22 protein-coding genes are annotated in these 19,347 nt (G+C 71.2%); 9 read left to right on the forward strand and 13 right to left on the reverse strand.

The annotated features are described in order from the left end of the window. Positions 1-207: 207 nt before the first annotated feature. Positions 208-1,134: a glycosyltransferase family 9 protein gene (locus KPL78_RS04950; protein WP_219761813.1), complete on the reverse strand. Its 927-nt coding sequence runs from the start codon at positions 1,132-1,134 to the stop codon at positions 208-210. Between the two features lie 74 nt (positions 1,135-1,208). Here KPL78_RS04950 and ygfZ point away from each other — a divergent pair, with 74 nt between their 5' ends. The 4 genes from ygfZ (at position 1,209) to KPL78_RS04970 (ending at position 4,146) form a co-directional block, all read left to right on the forward strand. Beyond that, positions 1,209-2,033: a CAF17-like 4Fe-4S cluster assembly/insertion protein YgfZ gene (gene ygfZ / locus KPL78_RS04955; RefSeq protein WP_219761814.1), complete on the forward strand. Its 825-nt coding sequence runs from the start codon at positions 1,209-1,211 to the stop codon at positions 2,031-2,033. Next, the gene (locus tag KPL78_RS30740) at positions 2,030-2,491 is read left to right on the forward strand and encodes a methyltransferase family protein (protein WP_219761815.1); all 462 of its coding nucleotides are present in this window, start codon (positions 2,030-2,032) and stop codon (positions 2,489-2,491) included. Before ygfZ ends, KPL78_RS30740 begins: the two co-directional genes overlap by 4 nt. Positions 2,492-2,539: 48 nt before the next feature. Next, complete coding sequence (locus tag KPL78_RS04965) at positions 2,540-3,427, forward strand: LysR substrate-binding domain-containing protein (protein WP_219761816.1); 888 nt, start codon at positions 2,540-2,542, stop codon at positions 3,425-3,427. A gap of 74 nt (positions 3,428-3,501) precedes the next feature. Continuing rightward, entirely contained in the window at positions 3,502-4,146 is a 645-nt protein-coding gene (locus KPL78_RS04970; RefSeq protein WP_219761817.1) for a glutathione S-transferase family protein, read from the forward strand. A gap of 30 nt (positions 4,147-4,176) precedes the next feature. Here KPL78_RS04970 and KPL78_RS04975 read toward each other — a convergent pair whose 3' ends face one another. Together KPL78_RS04975 and KPL78_RS04980 are read right to left on the reverse strand one after the other, a co-directional pair. Then, positions 4,177-4,338 (reverse strand): hypothetical protein, encoded by a 162-nt coding sequence (locus tag KPL78_RS04975; protein WP_219761818.1) that lies wholly within the window; start codon positions 4,336-4,338, stop codon positions 4,177-4,179. A gap of 90 nt (positions 4,339-4,428) precedes the next feature. Further along, positions 4,429-5,211, reverse strand: a complete 783-nt coding sequence (locus KPL78_RS04980) for an alpha/beta fold hydrolase (protein WP_219761819.1) — start codon at positions 5,209-5,211, stop codon at positions 4,429-4,431. Positions 5,212-5,389: 178 nt separating this feature from the next. Here KPL78_RS04980 and KPL78_RS04985 point away from each other — a divergent pair, with 178 nt between their 5' ends. Both KPL78_RS04985 and KPL78_RS04990 read left to right on the forward strand, forming a co-directional pair. Next, entirely contained in the window at positions 5,390-5,956 is a 567-nt protein-coding gene (locus tag KPL78_RS04985) for a sigma-70 family RNA polymerase sigma factor (RefSeq protein ID WP_219761820.1), read from the forward strand. Continuing rightward, positions 5,953-6,618, forward strand: coding sequence for an NrsF family protein (locus KPL78_RS04990; RefSeq protein ID WP_219761821.1), 666 nt, complete (start codon positions 5,953-5,955; stop codon positions 6,616-6,618). The genes KPL78_RS04985 and KPL78_RS04990 overlap by 4 nt, the downstream gene beginning before the upstream one ends. A 20-nt stretch (positions 6,619-6,638) precedes the next feature. Here the strand turns inward: KPL78_RS04990 and KPL78_RS04995 are convergent, their stop codons facing one another. Beyond that, a complete protein-coding gene (locus tag KPL78_RS04995; RefSeq protein ID WP_219761822.1) occupies positions 6,639-7,073 on the reverse strand; it encodes a GNAT family N-acetyltransferase in 435 nt (144 codons plus the stop codon). A 71-nt stretch (positions 7,074-7,144) separates the two neighbouring features. On the opposite strand from KPL78_RS04995, the gene KPL78_RS05000 reads away from it, so the two are divergent. Further along, positions 7,145-7,912, forward strand: coding sequence for a polysaccharide deacetylase family protein (locus KPL78_RS05000; RefSeq protein ID WP_219761823.1), 768 nt, complete (start codon positions 7,145-7,147; stop codon positions 7,910-7,912). A 13-nt stretch (positions 7,913-7,925) separates the two neighbouring features. Here KPL78_RS05000 and KPL78_RS05005 read toward each other — a convergent pair whose 3' ends face one another. The 5 genes from KPL78_RS05005 to KPL78_RS05025 form a co-directional block, all read right to left on the reverse strand. Beyond that, on the reverse strand, positions 7,926-8,246 hold the full coding sequence (locus tag KPL78_RS05005) for a YdhR family protein (protein WP_219761824.1): 321 nt from the start codon (positions 8,244-8,246) through the stop codon (positions 7,926-7,928). Next, the gene (locus tag KPL78_RS05010; protein WP_219761825.1) at positions 8,243-8,716 is read right to left on the reverse strand and encodes a lysozyme inhibitor LprI family protein; all 474 of its coding nucleotides are present in this window, start codon (positions 8,714-8,716) and stop codon (positions 8,243-8,245) included. The genes KPL78_RS05005 and KPL78_RS05010 overlap by 4 nt, the downstream gene beginning before the upstream one ends. Next, the gene (locus KPL78_RS05015) at positions 8,716-9,564 is read right to left on the reverse strand and encodes a fumarylacetoacetate hydrolase family protein (protein ID WP_219761826.1); all 849 of its coding nucleotides are present in this window, start codon (positions 9,562-9,564) and stop codon (positions 8,716-8,718) included. The genes KPL78_RS05010 and KPL78_RS05015 overlap by 1 nt, the downstream gene beginning before the upstream one ends. A gap of 151 nt (positions 9,565-9,715) precedes the next feature. Further along, positions 9,716-10,465 carry an SDR family oxidoreductase gene (locus KPL78_RS05020; RefSeq protein WP_219761827.1) on the reverse strand — a complete coding sequence of 250 codons (750 nt, stop codon included), beginning with the start codon at positions 10,463-10,465 and terminating at the stop codon, positions 9,716-9,718. 67 nt (positions 10,466-10,532) lie between these two features. Then, on the reverse strand, positions 10,533-11,144 hold the full coding sequence (locus KPL78_RS05025; RefSeq protein WP_219761828.1) for a LysE family translocator: 612 nt from the start codon (positions 11,142-11,144) through the stop codon (positions 10,533-10,535). 241 nt (positions 11,145-11,385) lie between these two features. Between KPL78_RS05025 and KPL78_RS05030 the strand changes: the two genes are divergently transcribed. Beyond that, positions 11,386-12,723 carry an LLM class flavin-dependent oxidoreductase gene (locus tag KPL78_RS05030; protein ID WP_219761829.1) on the forward strand — a complete coding sequence of 446 codons (1,338 nt, stop codon included), beginning with the start codon at positions 11,386-11,388 and terminating at the stop codon, positions 12,721-12,723. 55 nt (positions 12,724-12,778) lie between these two features. Here the strand turns inward: KPL78_RS05030 and KPL78_RS05035 are convergent, their stop codons facing one another. The 3 genes from KPL78_RS05035 to KPL78_RS05045 all read right to left on the reverse strand — a co-directional run bounded on the left by KPL78_RS05035 (position 12,779) and on the right by KPL78_RS05045 (position 16,237). Continuing rightward, complete coding sequence (locus KPL78_RS05035) at positions 12,779-14,569, reverse strand: IlvD/Edd family dehydratase (protein ID WP_219761830.1); 1,791 nt, start codon at positions 14,567-14,569, stop codon at positions 12,779-12,781. Positions 14,570-14,648: 79 nt separating this feature from the next. Beyond that, positions 14,649-14,993 carry a hypothetical protein gene (locus KPL78_RS05040; RefSeq protein ID WP_219761831.1) on the reverse strand — a complete coding sequence of 115 codons (345 nt, stop codon included), beginning with the start codon at positions 14,991-14,993 and terminating at the stop codon, positions 14,649-14,651. A 200-nt stretch (positions 14,994-15,193) separates the two neighbouring features. Then, entirely contained in the window at positions 15,194-16,237 is a 1,044-nt protein-coding gene (locus KPL78_RS05045) for an alpha/beta hydrolase (RefSeq protein WP_219761832.1), read from the reverse strand. Positions 16,238-16,538: 301 nt separating this feature from the next. Here KPL78_RS05045 and KPL78_RS05050 point away from each other — a divergent pair, with 301 nt between their 5' ends. Then, positions 16,539-17,909 (forward strand): MATE family efflux transporter, encoded by a 1,371-nt coding sequence (locus KPL78_RS05050; protein ID WP_219761833.1) that lies wholly within the window; start codon positions 16,539-16,541, stop codon positions 17,907-17,909. Between the two features lie 148 nt (positions 17,910-18,057). Here the strand turns inward: KPL78_RS05050 and KPL78_RS05055 are convergent, their stop codons facing one another. Beyond that, entirely contained in the window at positions 18,058-19,200 is a 1,143-nt protein-coding gene (locus tag KPL78_RS05055; RefSeq protein ID WP_219761834.1) for an acyl-CoA dehydrogenase family protein, read from the reverse strand. Positions 19,201-19,347 lie beyond the last annotated feature (147 nt).

Raw genomic sequence — 19,347 nt, forward strand, 5'->3', positions numbered from 1 at the left:
AACCCGCCTTTGCGCCCGCAGGTCGCTGCGAGGGGAACGGGGTGACCGCTCTGCCCGGCGCCAAGTTCCTGCGTTCCAAGTGCTCCAAGCACTTGGCGGGGTGGTTCGGAGGGGCAGAGCCCCTCCGATGTCCGCCAGCGGAGGTTTCGAGCCTTTGCCGGGGTGATTTGCCGAGGCAGCGCCCATCCAACAGCAACATCGCCGGCATCAGACCGCCACCTCTACCGCCGGCCGTGCCAGCAGGGCCGTCGCTTCCTCGGCCACCCGTGTCGCGGACAGCGCGCCCATCGGCGCATTGCCCGGCGGACCCTTCGCCAGCACGGCGAGGGCGCGCGCCCCGATCGGAGCGTATTCCGAGGCCGGCGTCGGGCCGAACAGCCCGACCGTGGGCGTGCCGGTGGCGGCGGAGAGGTGCATCAGCCCGGAATCGTTGCCGACGAACAGCGCGCAGCGGCTCATCACGGCCGCGACCTCGGGCAGATCGAGCTGGCCGACCAGGTCGATCGCGCCGGGCAGGCCGTGCAGGACGGGTTCGGCCATGGCGTGCTCCTGCGCGCCGGGGCCGCCGAGCACCGCGATGCGGGCGCCTTCCAGCGCGCCGCCGGGGCCGGTGAGGAGGCGGGCGAGGGTGAGGAAGCGATCCGCCGGCCAGACCTTGCGCACCCAGTTCGCGGTCGGGCCGAGGGCGAGAACGGGCGGGCCGGGTGGGATCAGGGCCTCGGCCTTCGCGGATTCCTCGGGGCCGAACCAGGCGACCGGGCGCGGGGCGGGGCTGATGCCGAGGGTCTGCGCGATGTGCAGCAGGCGGTGGCCGGGGCGGCGGCCGCCGCGCATCACGGCGCGGCGCCGCGCGAGCAGCAGCCAGGCGATGGCGGATCCGCGCAGATCCACCACCAGGTCCCAGCGGGTGAAGGCGACCTGGCGCCACAGGCCGAGCCAGTGCAGGCCGTATTTCTTCTTCTCGATGGGGATCAGGCGGTCGAGGGCGGGCATGCGGGCGAAGACGCCCTCGGCGACGCGGCCGACGGCAATGGTGAAGCGCGCGTCGGGATGCGCGCGCATCAGATGGTCGATGACCCCGGTGGACAGCACCGCATCGCCGATCCGGGTCGAGGTGATGAACAGGATGCGCACGGCGGGCGCCTTACCACGCCCGCGCGGAGAGGGGGAGGTTGCAGCGCGGGCCATTCCGCCTCACCTGTTGGGTCATGGCGATCGCAGTGCTTCCCGACCGTGGCGTGATCGAGGTGACCGGCCCTGACCGGGTCGCTTTCCTCCAGGGGCTGGTGTCGAACGATGTTTCGGGGCTGGTGCCCGGACAGGCCGTGTGGGCGGCGCTGCTGACGCCGCAGGGCAAGTGGCTGGCCGATTTCTTCGTCATCGAAACGGGCGAGGCCTTCCTGATCGATGCCGAGCGGGAGGCGGTGCCGGAGCTGGTGCAGCGGCTGTCCCGGTTCCGGCTGCGGTCGAAGGTGACGCTGCGGGACGTCTCGGCGGAATGGCATGTCCATGCGGCCTGGGGCGCGCCGCCGCCGGGCTGCGAGGTGGTCGCGGCCGATCCGCGCCTGGCTGGGGCCGGGTGGCGGGTGCTGCACGCGACGCCGCTGCCGGCGGATGCCTCGGCGGAGGCGTATGACGCGCATCGCCTGGCGCTCGGGCTGCCGGACGGCTCGCGGGACATGGCGGCGGAAAAGTCGGTGCTGCTGGAAGGCGGATTCGACGAGCTGAACGGCGTGTCCTGGTCCAAGGGCTGCTACATGGGGCAGGAGCTGACGGCGCGGACGCGCTATCGCGGGCTGCTCAAGAAGCGGCTGTTTCCGGTCGAGGTGGACGGCGCGATGCCCGAACCGGGCACGCCGCTGACTGATGCGGCCGGGGCCGAGGTCGGCGAGATGCGGTCCGGGCGCGAGGGTAGGGGCCTTGCCCTGCTGCGCATCGATGCGCTGGACCGCGCGCCCTTCCGGGCCGGAGAGACGATCGTCACCCCGCAGATCCCCGCCTGGATGCGGCTGCCGGCGCGCGAGCAGGCGTGACCGCCACCGACCACGGCCCCGGCGTGCGGGTGCCGCCGCCGGTGATGGTGGCCGGGCTGCTGGCGGTGGCCTGGGGACTCGGGCGGGCGGTGCCGGTGCCGCTGGGGCCGCCTCTGCCGGAGGTCGGGGCGCTGGTGGTGTTTGCCGCGCTCGCGCTGATCGGCTGGGCGCTGATCGTCATGATGCAGGCGGGCAACGATCCGCGGCCCGACAAGCCGGACGCCGCGCTGGTGGAACGCGGGCCGTTCCGCTTCGGCCGCAACCCGATCTATCTCGGCTTCATCCTGGGCATGCTGGGGTTTGCGCTGCGCTGGGGCGATCTGTGGGGCTGGATCGCGCTGGTGGCGAGCCATCTGGTGCTGGACCGGCTGGTGGTGGCGAAGGAGGAGGCGTATCTCGCCGGCCGCTTCGGGGCTGCCTACGACGCGTATCGCGCGCGGGTGCGACGCTGGGTCTAGGGGCTCGACCCGGTGCCGGGTGAAGCCCATCTTCAGGTCATGCGGCGCATGCCCCTCGGGCCGATCGAAGCCTTCGTGACGGCGGCGCGGATGCGCAGCCTGACCGCCGCGGCTGCCTCCATGGCCCTGACCCTGCCGGCGCTGAGCCGGCGCATCCGGCAGCTCGAGGCCGAGCTGGGTGTCACGCTGTTCGAGCGGGGGCCGCGGGGCGTCCGGCTGACCGAGGCCGGGCGCAACTACATCGCGGCGCTGGGGCCGGCTTGGGATGCCATGCAGGCCGCGACCGAAGCCGCCCGCCACCGCGAGGGTGGCCATCCCCTGCGCGTGACGGTGCTGCCGAGCTTCGCGGCAAGCTGGCTGGTGCCGCGACTGGCGCGGTTGCAGGCGCGCCCCGGCGCCGTGGCGGTGGAACTGCACAGCGAGGCCGAGCCGCTGGACCTGTCCGCGCGGCCTGACCTCGATTGCGCGATCCGGCTTGGCACCGGGCCCTGGCCCGGCCTGCGCGGGGAGGCCTTCCTGCCGGTCAGCGCCTTTCCGGTGGCGAGCCCGGAGGTCGTGCGGGACATGTCGGTCCTGCGGGGGCCGGCTGACCTGCTGGGGCAGCGGCTGATCGGCACGCATCACCAGCCGGCCTTCTGGCGGGAGTGGTTCGCCGCCGCCGGCGTGGAGGCCGCGCCGGTCGGCTGGCGCAGCTTCGACACGCTGCACCTGGTCTACGAGGCCGCCGCGGCGGGGATGGGCGTGGCGCTGGGCATCGAGCCGATCGTGCGGCCCTTCATCGAGGCGGGGCGGCTGGTGCCCGTGCTGCCCGCGGCCTTGCCTCTGCCGCGGCATTTCCATCTGTTGCGCCGCGCCTCGGCGCCGGCGGATCGCCGCTTCACGCAGTTCCGCGACTGGCTGCGGCGCGAGGCAGCGGGGAGCCTTGCATCAGGCTGAAGGGCCGGGCCGGAAAGCGAATGGTCCGGGCGCGGGTGGCGGCCTAAGCCTGCCGCCGACCGCAGGAGCCCACGATGACCCGATATCGGCTGCACTACTTTCCGGAGTCCGGGAACAGCTACAAGCTCGCGCTGATGCTGACGCTGTGCGGGCAGTCCTTCGAGCCCGTCTGGACGGATTTCGCCGGCGGCGTGACGCGCACGCCGGAATGGCGCGCGGCGGTCAACCCGATGGGCGAGATCCCGGTGCTGGAGGAGGATGGCGAACGCCTGACCCAGACCGCGCCGATCCTGCTGAGCCTGGCGGAACGCCATGGCCGCTTCGGCGGCGCGGATGAGCGCGAGCGCTTCGAGGTGCTGCGCTGGCTGTTCTGGGACAACCACAAGCTCAGCGGGTACATGGCGACCTATCGCTACCGCCGCGCCTTCACACCTGATCCCGATCCGGCGGTGCTCGCCTTCCTGAGGGCGCGGGTGGACGACTTCCTGGGCATCCTGGCGGGCGAGGTGGCGTCGCGGCCCTTCATCGCCGGGGATCGGCCGACCGTCGCGGATATCTCCATGTCCGGCTACCTGGTCTTTCCGCCGGAGGAGAGCGGGTACGACCTCGCGACGACGCATCCGGCAGTGCATGCCTGGCTGGGGCGAATCGCGGCGCTGCCGGGCTGGCGGGCGCCCTACGACCTGCTGCCGGGGCAGCGGATGCGGCGCTACGCATGATCCGCGTCGGAGACGGGCGCATCATCAGGCTCAGGCCGGGGGCATGCAGCCACAATCCGCCACGGCGTCGAGCGCGATGGTCCGGCCGGCGCGCACGGTCCAGACATGCTGGAAGGGGATCCCCATGACGCGGCCTTTGACCAGCTTGGCGCGGTAGCGGCCGAGCGCGATGACGCGCCCTCTCTCGAGCACGCCGCAGAAGCCCTCGGCCCGGAAGGCGTCGCGCCTTCGCGTGCAGGGCCGGGAGCTTGCCGCGGCGATGCCCGATGGGCGGGGCCGCCGCTATGCCGCCTGGCCGGCGGCTTCGAGGATCAGGCCGGCGATGTCGTCAGGGCGGGAGACAAGCGACAGGTGGCTCGCCGCGACCTCGATGGTCCTTGCCTTCATGCGGGCGGCCATGAAGCGCTGCAGATCGGGGTTGATCGTGCGGTCCTGGGTCGAGACGGCATAGAAGCTGGGCTTGGACCGCCACGCCGGCTGCGTCACCCGGCCGGCCAGCAGCGGCCTGCTGAAGGGCTGCTGTACCGCGTAGAGCACCTTGGCCCGCGCCTCCGGCAGGTCGCCGGCGAAGTCGCGGAGGAACGCCTGCTCGCTCAGCCGCCCCTCGTCGCCGTCGAAGACGATGCCGGCGCTGGCCGGCGGCGTCGGATAGGTTCCGGCGAGCGCGCCGTAATCCTCCTGCGCATCGGGCGCGCGGGCCGCGACATAGACGAGCGCCGAAACATTCGGATGCATGCCGGCCTCAGTGACGATCATGCCGCCGAAGGAGTGGCCGACCAGCACGGTTGGCCCTTGCTGACGCGCCAGCACGCGCTGGGCCGCGGCGACCGCCTCCGGCAGCGTCGTCAGCGGGTTCTGGACGGAGGTCGCGTTCATTCCCCGCGCCTGCAGGCGGGCAATGACGTCGCTCCAGCAGGACCCGTCGGCGAAGAGGCCATGGACGAAGACGATGTTGCGCGCGGCGGACGGGCGGACGGCGTCGGCGGCAGCCGCGCCGCGCGACGCGACCAGGGACGCCACGGCGCCGGCGGCGATGGACGCCGAGAAATGACGACGGTTCATCATGGGGACTTCTCCAGGGATTGTCGGTCGGGAAGCGTTCGAACGAAGCGCGCTTCGATGAGGGTCTTCGAACCGCCCGGCGTCGTCGTTACAGCTGCCTGGGCCCGCCCTGCTGCATGCCACGAAAAATCGCTGCCGGGCCCGCCGTAACGAAGGCGGCGCCTGGATCGAATGCACTGACATGAGCATGCACGAGATCCCATGGCGCGAGGGATTGCTCGCCGAGCGGCGCGGCGATGCGATGGCCTATGAGGCATTCCTCCGCGACTTTGCGGCGTCGATGCGCCGGATCGTCGCGATGCGACTGCGCCGGCTGCGCCTGACCGCCGACGAGGCGGAGGATGTGGTGCAGGAGGTGCTGATCGCCGTGCATGCCCGGCGCGCCGAGTGGGATGCGGGACGCCCGCTGGTGCCCTGGCTGAACGCGATCGCGCGCTACAAGACCATCGACGCGGTACGGCGGCTGCGGCGCCAGGCGCGCGGGCGCGTGGACCTGTCCGAGGAGGAATGGTCCGCAATCTTCGTCGCCGAGGAGAGCGGCCGCGAGCATCACGCGATGGATGTCGAGAGCCTCATCGTGGTGCTGCCGCCGGGGCAGCAGGCGGCGGTGCGGGCGGTTGCGATCGAAGGGGCATCCCATCGCGAGGCCGCGGATCGCCTGGGGACCACCGAGGGCGCGCTGCGCGTGACGCTGCATCGTTCGTTGAAGAGACTCATGGCGGCCGTGCGGCAGGGAGACGGGCAATGACGCGGCACGCGGCCGGCGGACGCTCGCCAGGAACCGACGAACTGGTGCGCCGTCTCGCGCGCGAGGCCGGCCATGCAGCTTCCCGCGGGCCGCCGCGCAACCTGGTGTTCGCCGGGTTTGTAGCTGCCGCGCTGGGGGCGTCGGTCCTTGTCGTGCTGGCGATGATCGGCGCCCGTGCCGACCTGCCGGCGATCGCCGGGAGTTGGATACTCCTGTTCAAGGTGACGGGGATGCTCCTGCTGGCCGTAGGCGGCCTGCGCCTGGTCCGGGCTGCCATGACCCCCGGAACCGAGCCGCATCCGATATCCGCCCTGGCCCCGGCCGCGGTGTTCCTCGCGCTGAGCGCGGTGCTTGACCGGTCGGGCGTGCCGCCGGCCGGGGCGCGGCCGCTGCTGTCAGCCCTGCTGTGCCTGGGGGGGATCACTCTCGCCGCCCTGCCGGCCCTGGGGCTGACGCTGCTGGCCATGCGGCGCGGCATACCGACGCGCCTCGGCCGGGCGGGGCTCTACGCCGGGCTTCTGGCCGGCGCCATCGGGGCGCTCGCCTATACCCTGGCCTGCGTGAATGACGGCGCGGCCTTCGTCGCCCTGTGGTACCCGCTGGCCGTGCTCACCGTCGCGGGCATCGGTGCCGCTCTCGGGCCACGGGCGCTTGCCTGGTAGGACCGCCCTCGCGTGCGGATTCAGCCCAGCCGCTTGCGGAGGAAGGCGCGGCTCTGTCCGCCCGGGTAGTCGTCCAGCGCGCCGAAGCGTTCGTAGCCGAGGGCGCGGTAGAAGCCCTCGGCCTGGAAGGTGTCGAGCCAGGCGGAATGGCAGCCCTGGGCGCGGGCATGCGCCTCGGCGGCGTTCATCAGGCGGCGGCCAGTGCCGCGGCCGCGCTGCGCGTCATCGACCCACACGGCCTCCACGAAGAGCCAGCCCCAACTGACCAGGCCGGTCATGCCGGCCAGCAGCCGGGCATCGGCGTCGCGCAGGACCAGGCCGAAGCGCCGCGCCTCGTAGGGCACGGTGCGGCTGTGGAAGGCGTGGATGTGGCGGGCGAGCTCCGCGCGGAAGGCAGGGGCGGGGTCGGGGTCCAGTGCCAGCGTCGTGCCGTCGGGCCGGTCGGTGGTGTCCATGCGCTGGATCATCGACCGGCGGCGGCGGCGATGCTACGCCCCGCCTCGCTCGTTGCCCCGGAGATCCGATCATGTGCCGCCGCTGCTCGCCCTGGGTCGGTCGGCGCGGGCTGTTCGCCTGTGCCCTGGCCCCTGCGGTGCTGGCCGCAGCGCCGGCGCGGGCCGAGCCCCTGGTCATGCCGCGGCTGCGCCTGGCGCCGGTGCCGGGCGGATCGCCGCGCGTCGCGCTGACGCTCGATGCCTGTTCCGGCGCTGCGGATCTGCGGGTGCTGGGCGGGCTGATCCGGCTCGGCCTGCCGGCAACCATCTTCGTCACCGGGTTGTGGCTGCGGGCCAATCCGGAGACCGTCGTCCTGCTGCGCGAACGCAGCGATCTGTTCGAGTTGCAGAATCATGGGGCGCGGCATGTGCCGCCGGTGCTGGGCGGCGCGCGGCTGTACGGCATCCGCGTGGCCGGGACGATCGAAGCGGTGCGCGCCGAGGTGGCCGGCGGCGCGGAGGCGATGGCCGCCGCCGGGGTTCCGGCGCCGCGCTGGTATCGTGGCGCGACGGCGCTCTACAGCCCCGAGGCGCTGGTGGCGATCCGCGCGATGGGATTCCGCGTGGCCGGCTTCTCGCTGAATGGGGATGAGGGGGCGTCGCTGCCGGCCGCGCGGGTCGCGGCGCGCGTCGCCGCGGCGCGGGATGGCGACGTGATCATTGCCCATGTGAACCACCCGGAACGGGCGAGCGGGCTCGGGGTGGTGCAGGGGGCGGCGCGGCTCGCCGAGCGCGGGGTGCGCTTCGTGCATCTGACGGCAGGGGGTGTCGAGGAGAGCGACGCGCCGCGTCACGCCTGACGCGGCGGTTCCGTCAGGGGGGTGCCACGGGCCCGCGCGTGATCGCCGTGAGGGTGGCGTCGAAGCGGCGATAGGTCGCCTCGATGCCCTCGATCCCCATGGCCGCCAGCCGCGCGGCGTGCTTGCGGTGATAGGCCTCCGCCGCCGCGCGGGAACGGAAAAGGTAGATCCCGCCCGCGCGCTTCTCCTCGGCTGAGGTGGTCCAGATCTTCCACAGCAGATCCGGTTCGGCCGCGATGTCCTCCGCCAGCGCACGCAGCGCAGCGGCCTGTTCCGGCCCACCAGGCGGGCGGGCCGGGAAGTCGAAGACGACGATCGTCGGATCGTCGCTCACCGCCGCTGCTGCTGGCGCTGCGGCTGGGGTGGCGTCGGCGGAGGCGGCTGGAGGAAGGCCTCGATCTCCAGCGTCCGCGCCAGGTCGAACTGCAACAGGCAGGCCGCGCGATCCGCCGCGGCTTCGGCACCGCGCTCGGGGTTGCTGCCGGCGAAGTCGCAGCGCAGGTTGCGGTAGTTCGCCCAGGCCGCCTGCACGGCCATCAGCCCGTCGCGTCGCGCCGGATCGGCCTGCGTCGCGAGCAGCCGTTCCACCGCCGTTTCCAGCCGCGGCGCGACGACTGCGCGCTGGCTGTCCATGCAGCGCGCGATCAGCGCCATGTCCTGCGATGAGCCGATGCAGGTGCGGATGTTGCGCTCGACCTGATCGGCCAGCGTGTCCTGGCGTGGTGCCTGCTGCTGCTGCGTCCGCTGCTGCGCCATGGCAGCCCCCGGCAGCATCAGGGCGAGGGCGATGAGGCCCGCGCGCATCACGACGAGGCCACCAGCGTCTGCTGCTGCTCGCCGAGGCCGGCGATGCCAAGCTTCATCACCTGGCCCGCCTTCAGGAAGACCGGCGTCGGCTTCTTGCCCAGCCCCACGCCCGGCGGCGTGCCGGTGAAGATCACGTCGCCCGGGTTCAGCGTAATGCACTGGCTGACATAGGCGACGAGCTGCTTCACGCCGAAGATCATGGTGCGCGTCGACCCGTCCTGCTGGCGCACGCCGTCCACGTCGCAGAACATCGCGAGGTTCTGCGGGTCGGGCACCTCGTCCTTGGTGACGAGCCACGGGCCGAGCGGGCCGAAGGTGTCGAAGCCCTTGCCCTTGTCCCAGGTGCCACCGCGCTCGGCCTGCCATTCGCGTTCCGACACGTCGTTGCCGACGGCATACCCGGCGACGTGTTCGAGGGCGTTCTCCTCGCTCACATACTTCGCGCGCGTGCCGATGATGACGGCGAGCTCGACTTCCCAATCCGTCTTCACGCTGCCGCGCGGGATGACGACATCGTCATTCGGGCCCTGCAGCGCGTTGAGCGACTTCAGGAAGACGATCGGCTCCTTCGGGATGGGCGCGCCGGTCTCGGCCGCATGGTCGGCGTAGTTCAGGCCGATGCAGACCAGGTTCTTCATCCCCGTCACCGGCGCGCCGATGCGCGGCGAACCCGGCACCTTGGGCAGGCTCGCGATGTCGACGGCCGCGATCTTCGCGAGCGATTCGGGCGAGAGCACTGCCCCCGTGATGTCCGGGATCACGCCGGAGAGATCGCGGATGGCGCCTTCCGCATCCAGGATGCCGGGCTTTTCGTCGCCGGCCGGTCCGTAGCGCAGCAGCTTCATGATCTGATTTCCTGCTTCCCCTGGGCGATGGCCGTGTGGAGCATCGACCCTGACCCGGTGGTGTCCAACGCCGGGCCGCATGCGTCAATGGCCGCGCCGGATCGGTGGCTCCCTGGCGCAACGACGTCATGGTGGCATCGCAACGAATTCGTCACAGCGTCCAGCCGCCGTCGATGACAATGGCCTGGCCGGTGACGAAGGTGCTCTCCGGCGCGGCAAGATAGACGACGAGGGCGGCGATCTCCTCCGCGGTCGCGAGCCGGCCCATCGCCTGGCGCGCCACGAAGGCGGCATGGGCGGCTTCGACCGATCCGGCGGCCGCCGCATTGTCGGCGATGCGGTCATGCAGGGAAGGGGTGTCCACCGTGCCGGGACACAGGCAGTTGCAGCGGATTCCCTGCGTCACGTATTCGGTCGCGATGGATTTCGTCAGGCCGATCACCGCCGCCTTGGTGGTGCCGTAGACGAAGCGGTTCGGCGCGCCCTTCACCGAGGAACAGGCCGAGGACATGTTCACGATGACGCCACTGCGGCGTTCGATCATGCCGGGCAGAACGGCGCGCGCCATCTTCCACATCGCCCGCACATTCAGCGCGAAGGCGAAATCCCATTCCTCATCCGTGCAGGTCAGGATGGTGTTCTGGTGGACGAAGCCGGCGCAGTTGAACAGCACGTCGATCGGGCCGGCCTCCTTCGCCACGCGCTCGACCGCGGCATCGTCCAGCACGTCGAGCGGCACATGGGCGATGCCCCGCGCGGCGAGTTCGCCAACCTTGCGCGCATCGCGATCGGTCGCGATGACGGAAGCCCCCTCGGCCGCCATGGCGAGCGCCGCGGCGCGCCCGATGCCCTGACCCGCCGCCGTCACCAGTGCGCGCTTGCCTGCCAGCCTGCCGGGCATCGCCATCCTCCCTGTTACGGCACCGACATTGCGGAAGCGCGCCGGGCGGCGTCAACCGAAGCCTGCGTCAGCGTAAGGTGATGCTGGCGGCCGCCCCGGCTACGGCGACCGCGCTGCCCCGGTTGACCAGGCGCTGCGCCCGCGGCGCGGTCAGCAGCCGCCGCGCCCGCGCCGCGACCAGGGCATAGGTGCCGAGCGCCGAGGAGGCGATCAGCATCACCAGCCCCGACAGTTCCAGGAATCCCAGCGGCGTCAGGGCCGGGAGATCCACCACCGTCGGCAGCAGGGCGAGGAAGAACAGGATCACCTTCGGATTGCCGAGGTTGATCGCGAGGCCAAGCAGGAACAGCCGCACTCGCCCATACGGCGCCGCATCGGTCAGCACGGCTGCGCGCGGCGCGGCGTTCCATAGCTTCCACGCCAGGAACAGCAGATAGGCCGCACCGGCATAGCGGATGACGATGAAGACCGGGGCCAGAAGAGCGGCGAGCAGCGCCATGCCGGTGGCGGCCAGGCTGAACCAGGCGAGTGCGCCGGCGACGAATCCCGCAATGAAGGCGGGCGCCCCCTGCGGCCCGCGCGCCAGCACACGCGCGACCAGGGCTGTCACACCCGGGCCGGGCATGACGAGCACGGCAAGATAGGCGCCGGCAAAGACGAGAAGGGCGGAGGCGGTCACGGCGTATCCTTCCAGCGAAGGGCCGACGCGAGGCAGGGAGGAGATCGCGCCCGCCAAGCCGCGCCGGCCCGCACCCATCGGGTGCAGGGGGCGCGTTGATTGACGTGAACGCTTACGGCGGCCGCAGGGCGAGCGCGGCGGGCAGGGTAGGCGGGTCACGACCTTGTCGGCAAGCCGGACCCGGCTTGACGCAGCGGCCCGCCGGGCGGCTTGCTGTGGGCCGATGACAGGAGCGGCGGCCATGGGCGCAGGGAATTCGGACCGGCAGATGCGGATGGGCGTCTTCGTGCAGGCGGCGGGGCATCACGTCGCCGGTTGGCGCCATCCGGACGCCATTCCTGGCGGGCCCGACATCGCCCTGATGCGCCACATCGCCGCGACCGCTGAGCGCGGCAAGTTCGACATGTTCTTCCTGGCCGACAATTTCGCGACGGGCTACGCCGAGCATCCCTCCTCGATCGGCAAGTTCGAACCGCTGACGCTGCTCTCGGTGCTGTCGGCCCACACCACGCATCTCGGCCTCGCCGCCACCGCCTCGACCACCTATTCCGAGCCCTATCATGTCGCCCGCGCCTTCGCCTCGCTGGACCATCTGTCGGGCGGGCGCGCGGCGTGGAATGTGGTGACGTCGTCCTACCCCAAGAATGGCGCGGTGTTCGGTCGCGAGCATCCCTCGCACGCCGATCGCTACGCCATCGCCGGCGAGTTCGTGGAGGCCTGCCTCCAGCTCTGGGATTCCTGGGATGACGGCGCCTTCGTCATGGATAAGGCGGCGGGGACCTTTGTCCGTCCCGGTTCGCTGCACGTGCCGGATTTCCACGGCACGTATTTCACCATCACCGGCGGGCTGAACCTGCCGCGCTCCCCGCAGGGGCATCCGGTCATCATCCAAGCGGGCAGTTCCGCGCCGGGCCAGGCGCTCGCCGCGCGCACGGCCGAGGTGGTTTTCACCGCCCAGAATAGCCTGACCGATGCGCAGGACTTCTATCGCGGCCTGAAGGCGCAACTCGCCCAATACAAGCGGCGCGAGGATGAACTGAAGATCATGCCCGGCTTCATGCCCATCATCGGCAAGGATGAGGCCGAGGCTAAGGCGCTGTTTGCCGCGCTGAACCGCAACCTCGACATGAAGCAGGCCAACACCGTGTTGTCCGACCGGCTGGGTACGGACATGTCGCGTTTCGACCTCGACGGGCCCGTGCCGGAACTGCCGGAAAGCGACCACCTGAAAAGCCGCGCCTTGCTTCTGCTGGAAACCGCACGGCGCGAGGGGCTGACGCTACGCGAACTCTGCTACCGCGTCGCCGCCTCACGCGGGCATCTGATGGTGGTGGGTTCGCCGATGCAGGTCGCGGATACGATGGAGCTGTGGTTCCGCGAAGGCGCGGCCGACGGCTTCAACCTGATGCCGCCCTTCTTCCCGGGGCAGTTCGACGCCTTCGTCGACCAGGTCGTGCCAATCCTGCAGGAGCGCGGGCTGTTCCGCCGGGAATACGAGGGCGCGACGCTGCGCGACAATCTCGGCCTCGCCCGGCCGGCGAGCCGCTATGCGGCGGCGATGGAGAGCGCGGCGGAGTAGGACGCTGTTGGAGAGGGGCAAAGCCCCTCTCTGGTCGCTATCGCCACCCCGCGTTTCAGTGATTGTGCCGGCTCTCCCCGCGCGTCTCGAGGATGTTCAGGAACAGTGTCGCCGGCTCCAGGCACCCGCCGGTCCCGAGGCTGCCGACCATGCTCCGGTAGATCTCCTCCCACGGCGTCTTGTGCAGGATATCCGGGGCCTTCCACGCCGCACGGCGGGCGGCGAGCTCCTCGGCCGGGATCAGCACATCGACCTTGCGCGTGGTGAGATCGATGCGGATCGGGTCGCCATCCTTCAGCAGCGCGAGCCCGCCGCCGACGGCCGCCTCGGGCGAGACGTTCAGGATCGACGGTGACCCCGAGGTCCCGGACTGCCGCCCGTCGCCCATGGTCGGCAGCGCGCCGATGCCGCGTTTGATGAGCGCGGCGGGGGGCTGCATGTTCACCACCTCCGCCGAGCCCGGATAGCCGACCGGGCCGCTATTGCGGATGACGAGCACCGTCTTCTCGTCGATGCCGAGCGACGGGTCCTCGATGCGGGCATGGTAGTCCTCGGGGCCTTCGAAGACGGCGACCTTGCCCTCGAAGACATCGGGCGGGTTGGACAGGAAGCGGTCGCGGAACGCCTTGTCGATGACGCTGATCTTCATCACGGCGTTGTCGAACAGATTGCCCGACAGTACCACGAAGCCGGCGCGTTCCTTCATCGGCTTCGCCAGCGGGCGGATCACCTCCGGGTCGGCCTCAGCGACGGTCGAGAGGTTCTCGGCCAGCGTCTTGCCTGTCACCGTCATGACGTCGCCATGCAGCAGCCCGGCGTCGAGCAGCTGCTTCATCACCGCGGGCACCCCGCCGGCGCGGAAGAAGGCCTCGCCGAGGTAGCGACCGGCCGGCTGGCAATCGACCAGCAGCGGGATGTCGGCGCCGACGCGCTGCCAGTCCTCGACGGTGTGATCGACGCCCATGTGCCGCGCGATCGCGACCATGTGGATCGGGCAGTTGGACGACGCGCCGATCGCCGAGGCGACCGCGACCGCATTCTCGAAGGCCTTCTTCGTCATGATGTCGGAGGGACGCAGGTTCTCGCGCACCATCTCGACGATGCGGCGGCCGGTCTCGTAGGCGATCTGGCCGCGCTGACGATACGGGCCGGGGATCGCGGCGCAGCCGGTCAGCGACATGCCGACCGCCTCGGCCAGCGAGTTCATCGACAGCGCCGTGCCCATGGTCGAGCAATGCCCGACGCTGGTCGCGCTCGCGGCCACCATGTCGATGAAGGTGTCGTTGTCGATCTCCCCGGCGGCGAGCATCTTGCGCGCCTCCCACACGATCGTCCCCGACCCGGCGAGCCGTCCCTTCCACCAGCCATCCAGCATGGGGCCGCCGGACAGCCCGATGGCCGGGATGTTGACCGTCGCCGCGCCCATCAGCTGCGCGGGCGTGGTCTTGTCGCAGCCCATGGTCAGCACCACGCCGTCCATCGGATAACCGTGCAGGATCTCGACCAGCGAGAGGTATTGCAGGTTGCGATCCAGCGCCGCGGTGGGGCGCTTCAAGGTTTCCTGGATCGGATGGACGGGAAATTCCAGCGGCACGCCGCCCGCATCCCGAATACCGGCCTTCACGCGGTCCGCGAGCGCGATGTGATGCCGGTTGCAGGGCGCGATGTCGGACCCGGTCTGGGCGATGCCGATGATCGGGCGGCCGGATTGCAGCTCGCCGCGCGTCATGCCGAAGTTCAGCATGCGCTCGACATAGAGCGAGGTCATCCCCGGATCGGTCGGATCGTCGAACCAGCGCTGGCTGCGCAGCGTGAACGGCCGCTTGGTCTGGTCCTGGTCCGCCATGGCGCTCCCTCCGTTTGCCTTTGGGAGAGCCTGGGTCCGCGCCGCCGGGGCTGTCAATCGGCCCGACGGCGCAGGCGCGTCAGGGGAAGTTGATGTCGGTCAGTTCGCAGGTGTTGATGTTGCGCTGTTCGACGGCGCGGCCGCCCTCGACGACGATGCGGATGTCGTTCACGCACTGCCCGTCGGGCAGACGGACGATGAAGGTCTGTCCGGCCGCCAGGACGTTCTGGCCCAGCCGGTCCTGGCCCCAGTTGCTGTCCTGCGAGGAGGAGACATAGAGCTCCATGATCGTCTGGTTCGACCGGTTGTTCAGCCGGAAGGACGGGTCGGTGGTCTGGGCCTGCGCGGCACCGGCCAGGCCGAAGGCGAAGGCGGTGGCGACGGCGGCGGAACCGAGGCCGAAAAGGACGCGGCGAGCGTTCATGGAGGGCATCCGGGATGATGCCGCCGGATCGGCGGCGCCATCACCCTGCGCCGCCGATGCTTGACCGACGATGAAGCCGTTCAGGGAGCCGTTCGGCACCCCACCGGGCCATCGAATTCAACATACTGTCGCTGGGTGGCTGGATTGGGGTGCGGGGCGGTGCCGGACATGCGCTGCACGGCGCATGCCCAGACGCCCGTTCAGGCCGCCGGCGCTTCCTCGAGGAAGCCCTGCACCGCCTGGTACAGAACACCCCGGTTGCGTTCCAGCAGCATCATGTGCGTGCCTTCGCCCAGCATCACCAGACGCTTGCCCGGGCTGTTCGTCATCAGCGGGAAGATCGCCGTCGCCATGGAGGGCGGCGTGTCCTGGTCCCATTCGGCGACGACCAGCAGCGCCGGCGCCGTCACCTTGGACGGATCCCAATAGGGACGGCCCGCCTGGTTGTATTCGCGGCCATCGAGCAGCACGCCGTTCGGCGCGCGCAGCGCCGCCGGATTGCGTCGCAGGCCCTCGGGGTCGGAGGCCCAGGTGACGCCCGCCCAATGCTCGAACCAGCCGGCTGGGATCAGCCCGGCGCGCTTGGCTTCCGGCACGCCATTCAGCCAGCGCTGCCGCGCCTGGGACTGCGTGACATACCGATAGGCGCCGAGCGCATCCCCCGCGCCGGCCGAAGCGGGGCTGGCGCCCTCCCGCAGCCAGGGCGGGGCGAAGAGCACCAGGCGCTCCACCACCGTCGGATTGTCCGCCGCGAAACGGCCCATCAGCGTGCTGCCCCAGGACCAGCCCATATGGATGATCTTCGGCAGGTTGCGGTGGCTGCGGATGAAGGCGGCCGCCGTGCCGATATCCGACAGCGCGACATCGCCGCGCACGATGGGCGGGTTCGCCTCGGGCGGCTGGGACATCTCGGGCGGGCGCGTCGAACGACCATAGCCGCGGATGTCGAGGCACCAGACATCGAAGCCGCGCCCGGCGATGTAGTCCATCCAGGACAGGCCGCCGAGCGGTACGTCGAAGGCGGTGCTCGCCGGATAGGTCGCACCGTGCACGAACAGCACGGTCCGCGAGGGCGAATAGGCCGTCATCGTCTCCTGCCGCTTGTTGCGCAGGAAGATCTCGATGCCGGCATCGCCGGTGGGGACCATGTATTCCTCGGTCACCAGGCTCGGCGTCTGGGCCTGGGCGGCGTTGACCAGCATTGGCGCGACGAGCGGGGTCGCGATCAGGGCACGTCGGTTCATGGCGGCCTCATCCACGGTTCGGCGCCTTGATAGAACCCTTTGCTTGATCCCTCAAACGGCCGGGCCGATCGCGGAGTCTTTGGTTTGCCCTCAGACGCCGGGCGCCCGCATGCGCGGGCTTGGCTTGCGCGCCCCGAACTGTGGCGTTGGCGGCGACTGGCGGGTTGGGCGCGGTCGCGCTTCGCACTCCCGGATCGCGGCAGGGTCGCGATCCGAGGAGGGGGACGGATGGGAGGCGGGGGTGCTCGCGCCGCGGGCAGGTTTCGCCTAAACCGGCGCCATGGACGCTGGGATCACGACGATGCCCGCCAGCCGCGATTCCGCGGCATGGCGCGCCGAGGCACGGGCAACGGTCGCGCTGGCGGGGCCCATCGTGCTGACCAACCTGTCACAGATGGCTCTCGCCCTGACCGAGACGGCGCTGCTTGGGCGGTTCGGCACCCGGGAACTGGCGGCGGGGATGCTCGCGGCGAGCCTCCATTTCGCCATGCTGGCCCCGGCGCTGGGCCTCGCGCTCGCCGCCGCGCCGCTGCAGGCGCAGATCCGCGGCCATGGGCGGGTGGCGGGTGGGGCAGGGCGCGGCTGGGTGCGCGGGATGCGGCGCGCGACGCGCGCCTCGCTCTGGGCCGTCGTCCTCGCGATCCTGCCGGCTTGGGCCGTGCTGTGGGAATCGGCTGCCGTGCTGCGGGCGCTGGGGCAGGATCCGGCGCTCGCGGACCTGGCGCAGCACTACACGCGCGGGGCGATGTTCGGCATCCCGGCCTTTTGCGCCTTCATCGTGCTGCGTGGATTCCTCGCGGCCATGGAGAGGCCGGCCGCGGCGATGTGGGTATCCCTCGGTGCCGTCGCGCTGAACCTGCCGGTGGCCTGGGCGCTGATCTTCCCGGCGGGGCTCGGCGTGGCGGGGGCGGGGCTCGCCATCACCGTCGCCAATGCGGCGATGGTCGCGGCACTGCTCGTGCTGATCGCGCGCGACAGGGTGTTCCGCCGCTTCCGCATCCTCGGCCGCTTCTGGCGGCCGGATGCGGCCCGCACGAAGGAGGTCTTCCTCGTCGGCCTACCCATCGCCGGCGCCATGCTGCTCGAGATCGGGGTCTTCTCCGCCGCGGCACTGGCCATGGGCTGGTTCGGTGCGATTGCGGTCGGTGCGCACGCCATCGCGATCCAGACCGCCTCCACGACCTTCATGGTGCCGCTCGGCATCGGGCAGGCGGCGACGGCGCGCGTGGGGCTGGCCATCGGCGCCGGCGACGTGGCCGGCGCGGCGCGTGCGGGATGGGTGGCGGTGGCGCTCGGCGGCGGCTTCATGCTGGCCATGGCGGTCACGCTGCTGGTTGCCGCGCCCGGGATCGCCTGGTTGTTCCTCGATCCCGGGGTCCCGGGGGCGATGGAGGTCGCGGCTCTGGGCACGATGCTGCTGCGCATCGCGGGGCTGTTTCAGCTCGGCGACGGGTTGCAGGTCGTGGTCGCCGGTGCGCTGCGCGGGCTGAAGGATACGCGGGTGCCGATGCTCTTCGCGGCACTGGGCTATTGGGGGATCGGCCTGCCGATGGGGCTGGCCCTGGCGCAATTCGGTGGCTTCGGCCCGCGCGGGATCTGGATGGGCCTGGGGGTCGGGCTCGCCGTCGTGGCGGGGTTGATGCTGCTGCGGTGGCGGCGGCTGTCGGCGTGACGCGAGCGGCGCTTCGCCTCTCCGCGCGTTGCCCGCCGGCACGCCTGGCCACCCCGGACCCTGGCGCGGGGCGCGGCGGCAGCGTTGGCTGCCGGGGCCGGCGCCAGCTGTCGGTTTCCGAAGGCCTTCACGCTTTCGGGGAGGAAGGTCAAAGCCCTTCGCCGATCACGCTGCGCGCCACGACCATCCGTTGGATCTCCGAGGTCCCGTCGAGGATCCGCAGCACCCGCGCATCGCGATACAGGCGTTCGACAGCACTGCCCTGCATGTAGCCCTCGCCGCCATGCACCTGCAGCATGCGGTCGGCCACGCGCCCCAGCGCCTCGGTCGCAAACAGCTTCGCCGCGGCCGCATCCGCCGGGCGCAGCGTCCCGACATCGCGCGCGCGGGAGAGTTCGAGCGCCATGCAGCGCGTGGCCAGCGCCTCGGCCGAGGAATCGGCGAAGAGCGCCCCGATCGCGGGCTGCTCAGCGATCGGCTTGCCGAATTGCCGGCGGGCGAGGGCATGCCGGCGACCTTCGTCGATCAGGCGTGCCATGAGCCCGGCGGACAGCGCAGCGAGATGCAGCCGCACCTTGTCCAGCCCGGCAAGCGCCAGCTTCAGCCCTTCGCCTTCCGCACCGATCAGCGCATCCGCCGGAACGCGGCACTCCTCGAAGACGATGTCGGCCACCTGGGCGCCGCGCATGCCCATCTTCGCCTGGACCGGCTGGATCCGTACACCCGGCGTGGCGGGGTCGATGACGAAGGCGGAAATGCCGCGCGCGCCCTCGCCACCCGTCCGCGCCATGACCATCAGCATGCCGGATTCCGGCGCATTAGTGGCCCAGCGCTTGTGGCCGTCGATGCGCCAGCCATCGCCGTCTCGCCGCGCCGTCGTGGTCAGGGAGGCCGCATCCGATCCCGCGTCCGGTTCCGACAGGCAGAAGCAGGCGATGCGGTCGCCTCGCGCCAGGCCCGGCAGCCAATGGGCCTTCTGCGCCTCGGTTCCTGCGCGCAGCAGGATCTGCGCAGCCCCGCCGCTGTTCAGCGCATAGACCGCGCGATAGCCGGGCGCGGCGCGGCCGAGCACCAGCATGAGTTCGGCCTCTTCCTCCATGGTCAGGCCAAGCCCGCCATAGGCCTCGGGCAGTGAGATGCCGAACAGGCCCATGGCGCGGATGGCGTCGCGGGCCGGGACGGGCATGCGGTCCTCGGCGTCCATCTGCGCCTCGGCGGGGATCAGGATGTCCTCGACGAGGCGCGCGGCGGCGGCGAGGCGCTTCGCCTGGGCGGCGGGGTCGCGGATCATGGGGGTTTCCTCCTTGCAGCGGTCGCTGCCGGAGGGGCTCTGCCCCTCCGGACCACCCCGCCACATGCTGAGAGCATTTGGAATGCCATCTGTTGGCGCCGGGCACGACGCCACAGCCATCGGTGGATGACGACCGCATTGCACGGC

It is taken from the genome of Roseomonas alba (genome assembly GCF_019430885.1).
Taxonomy (GTDB): Bacteria; Pseudomonadota; Alphaproteobacteria; order Acetobacterales; family Acetobacteraceae; genus Neoroseomonas; species Neoroseomonas alba.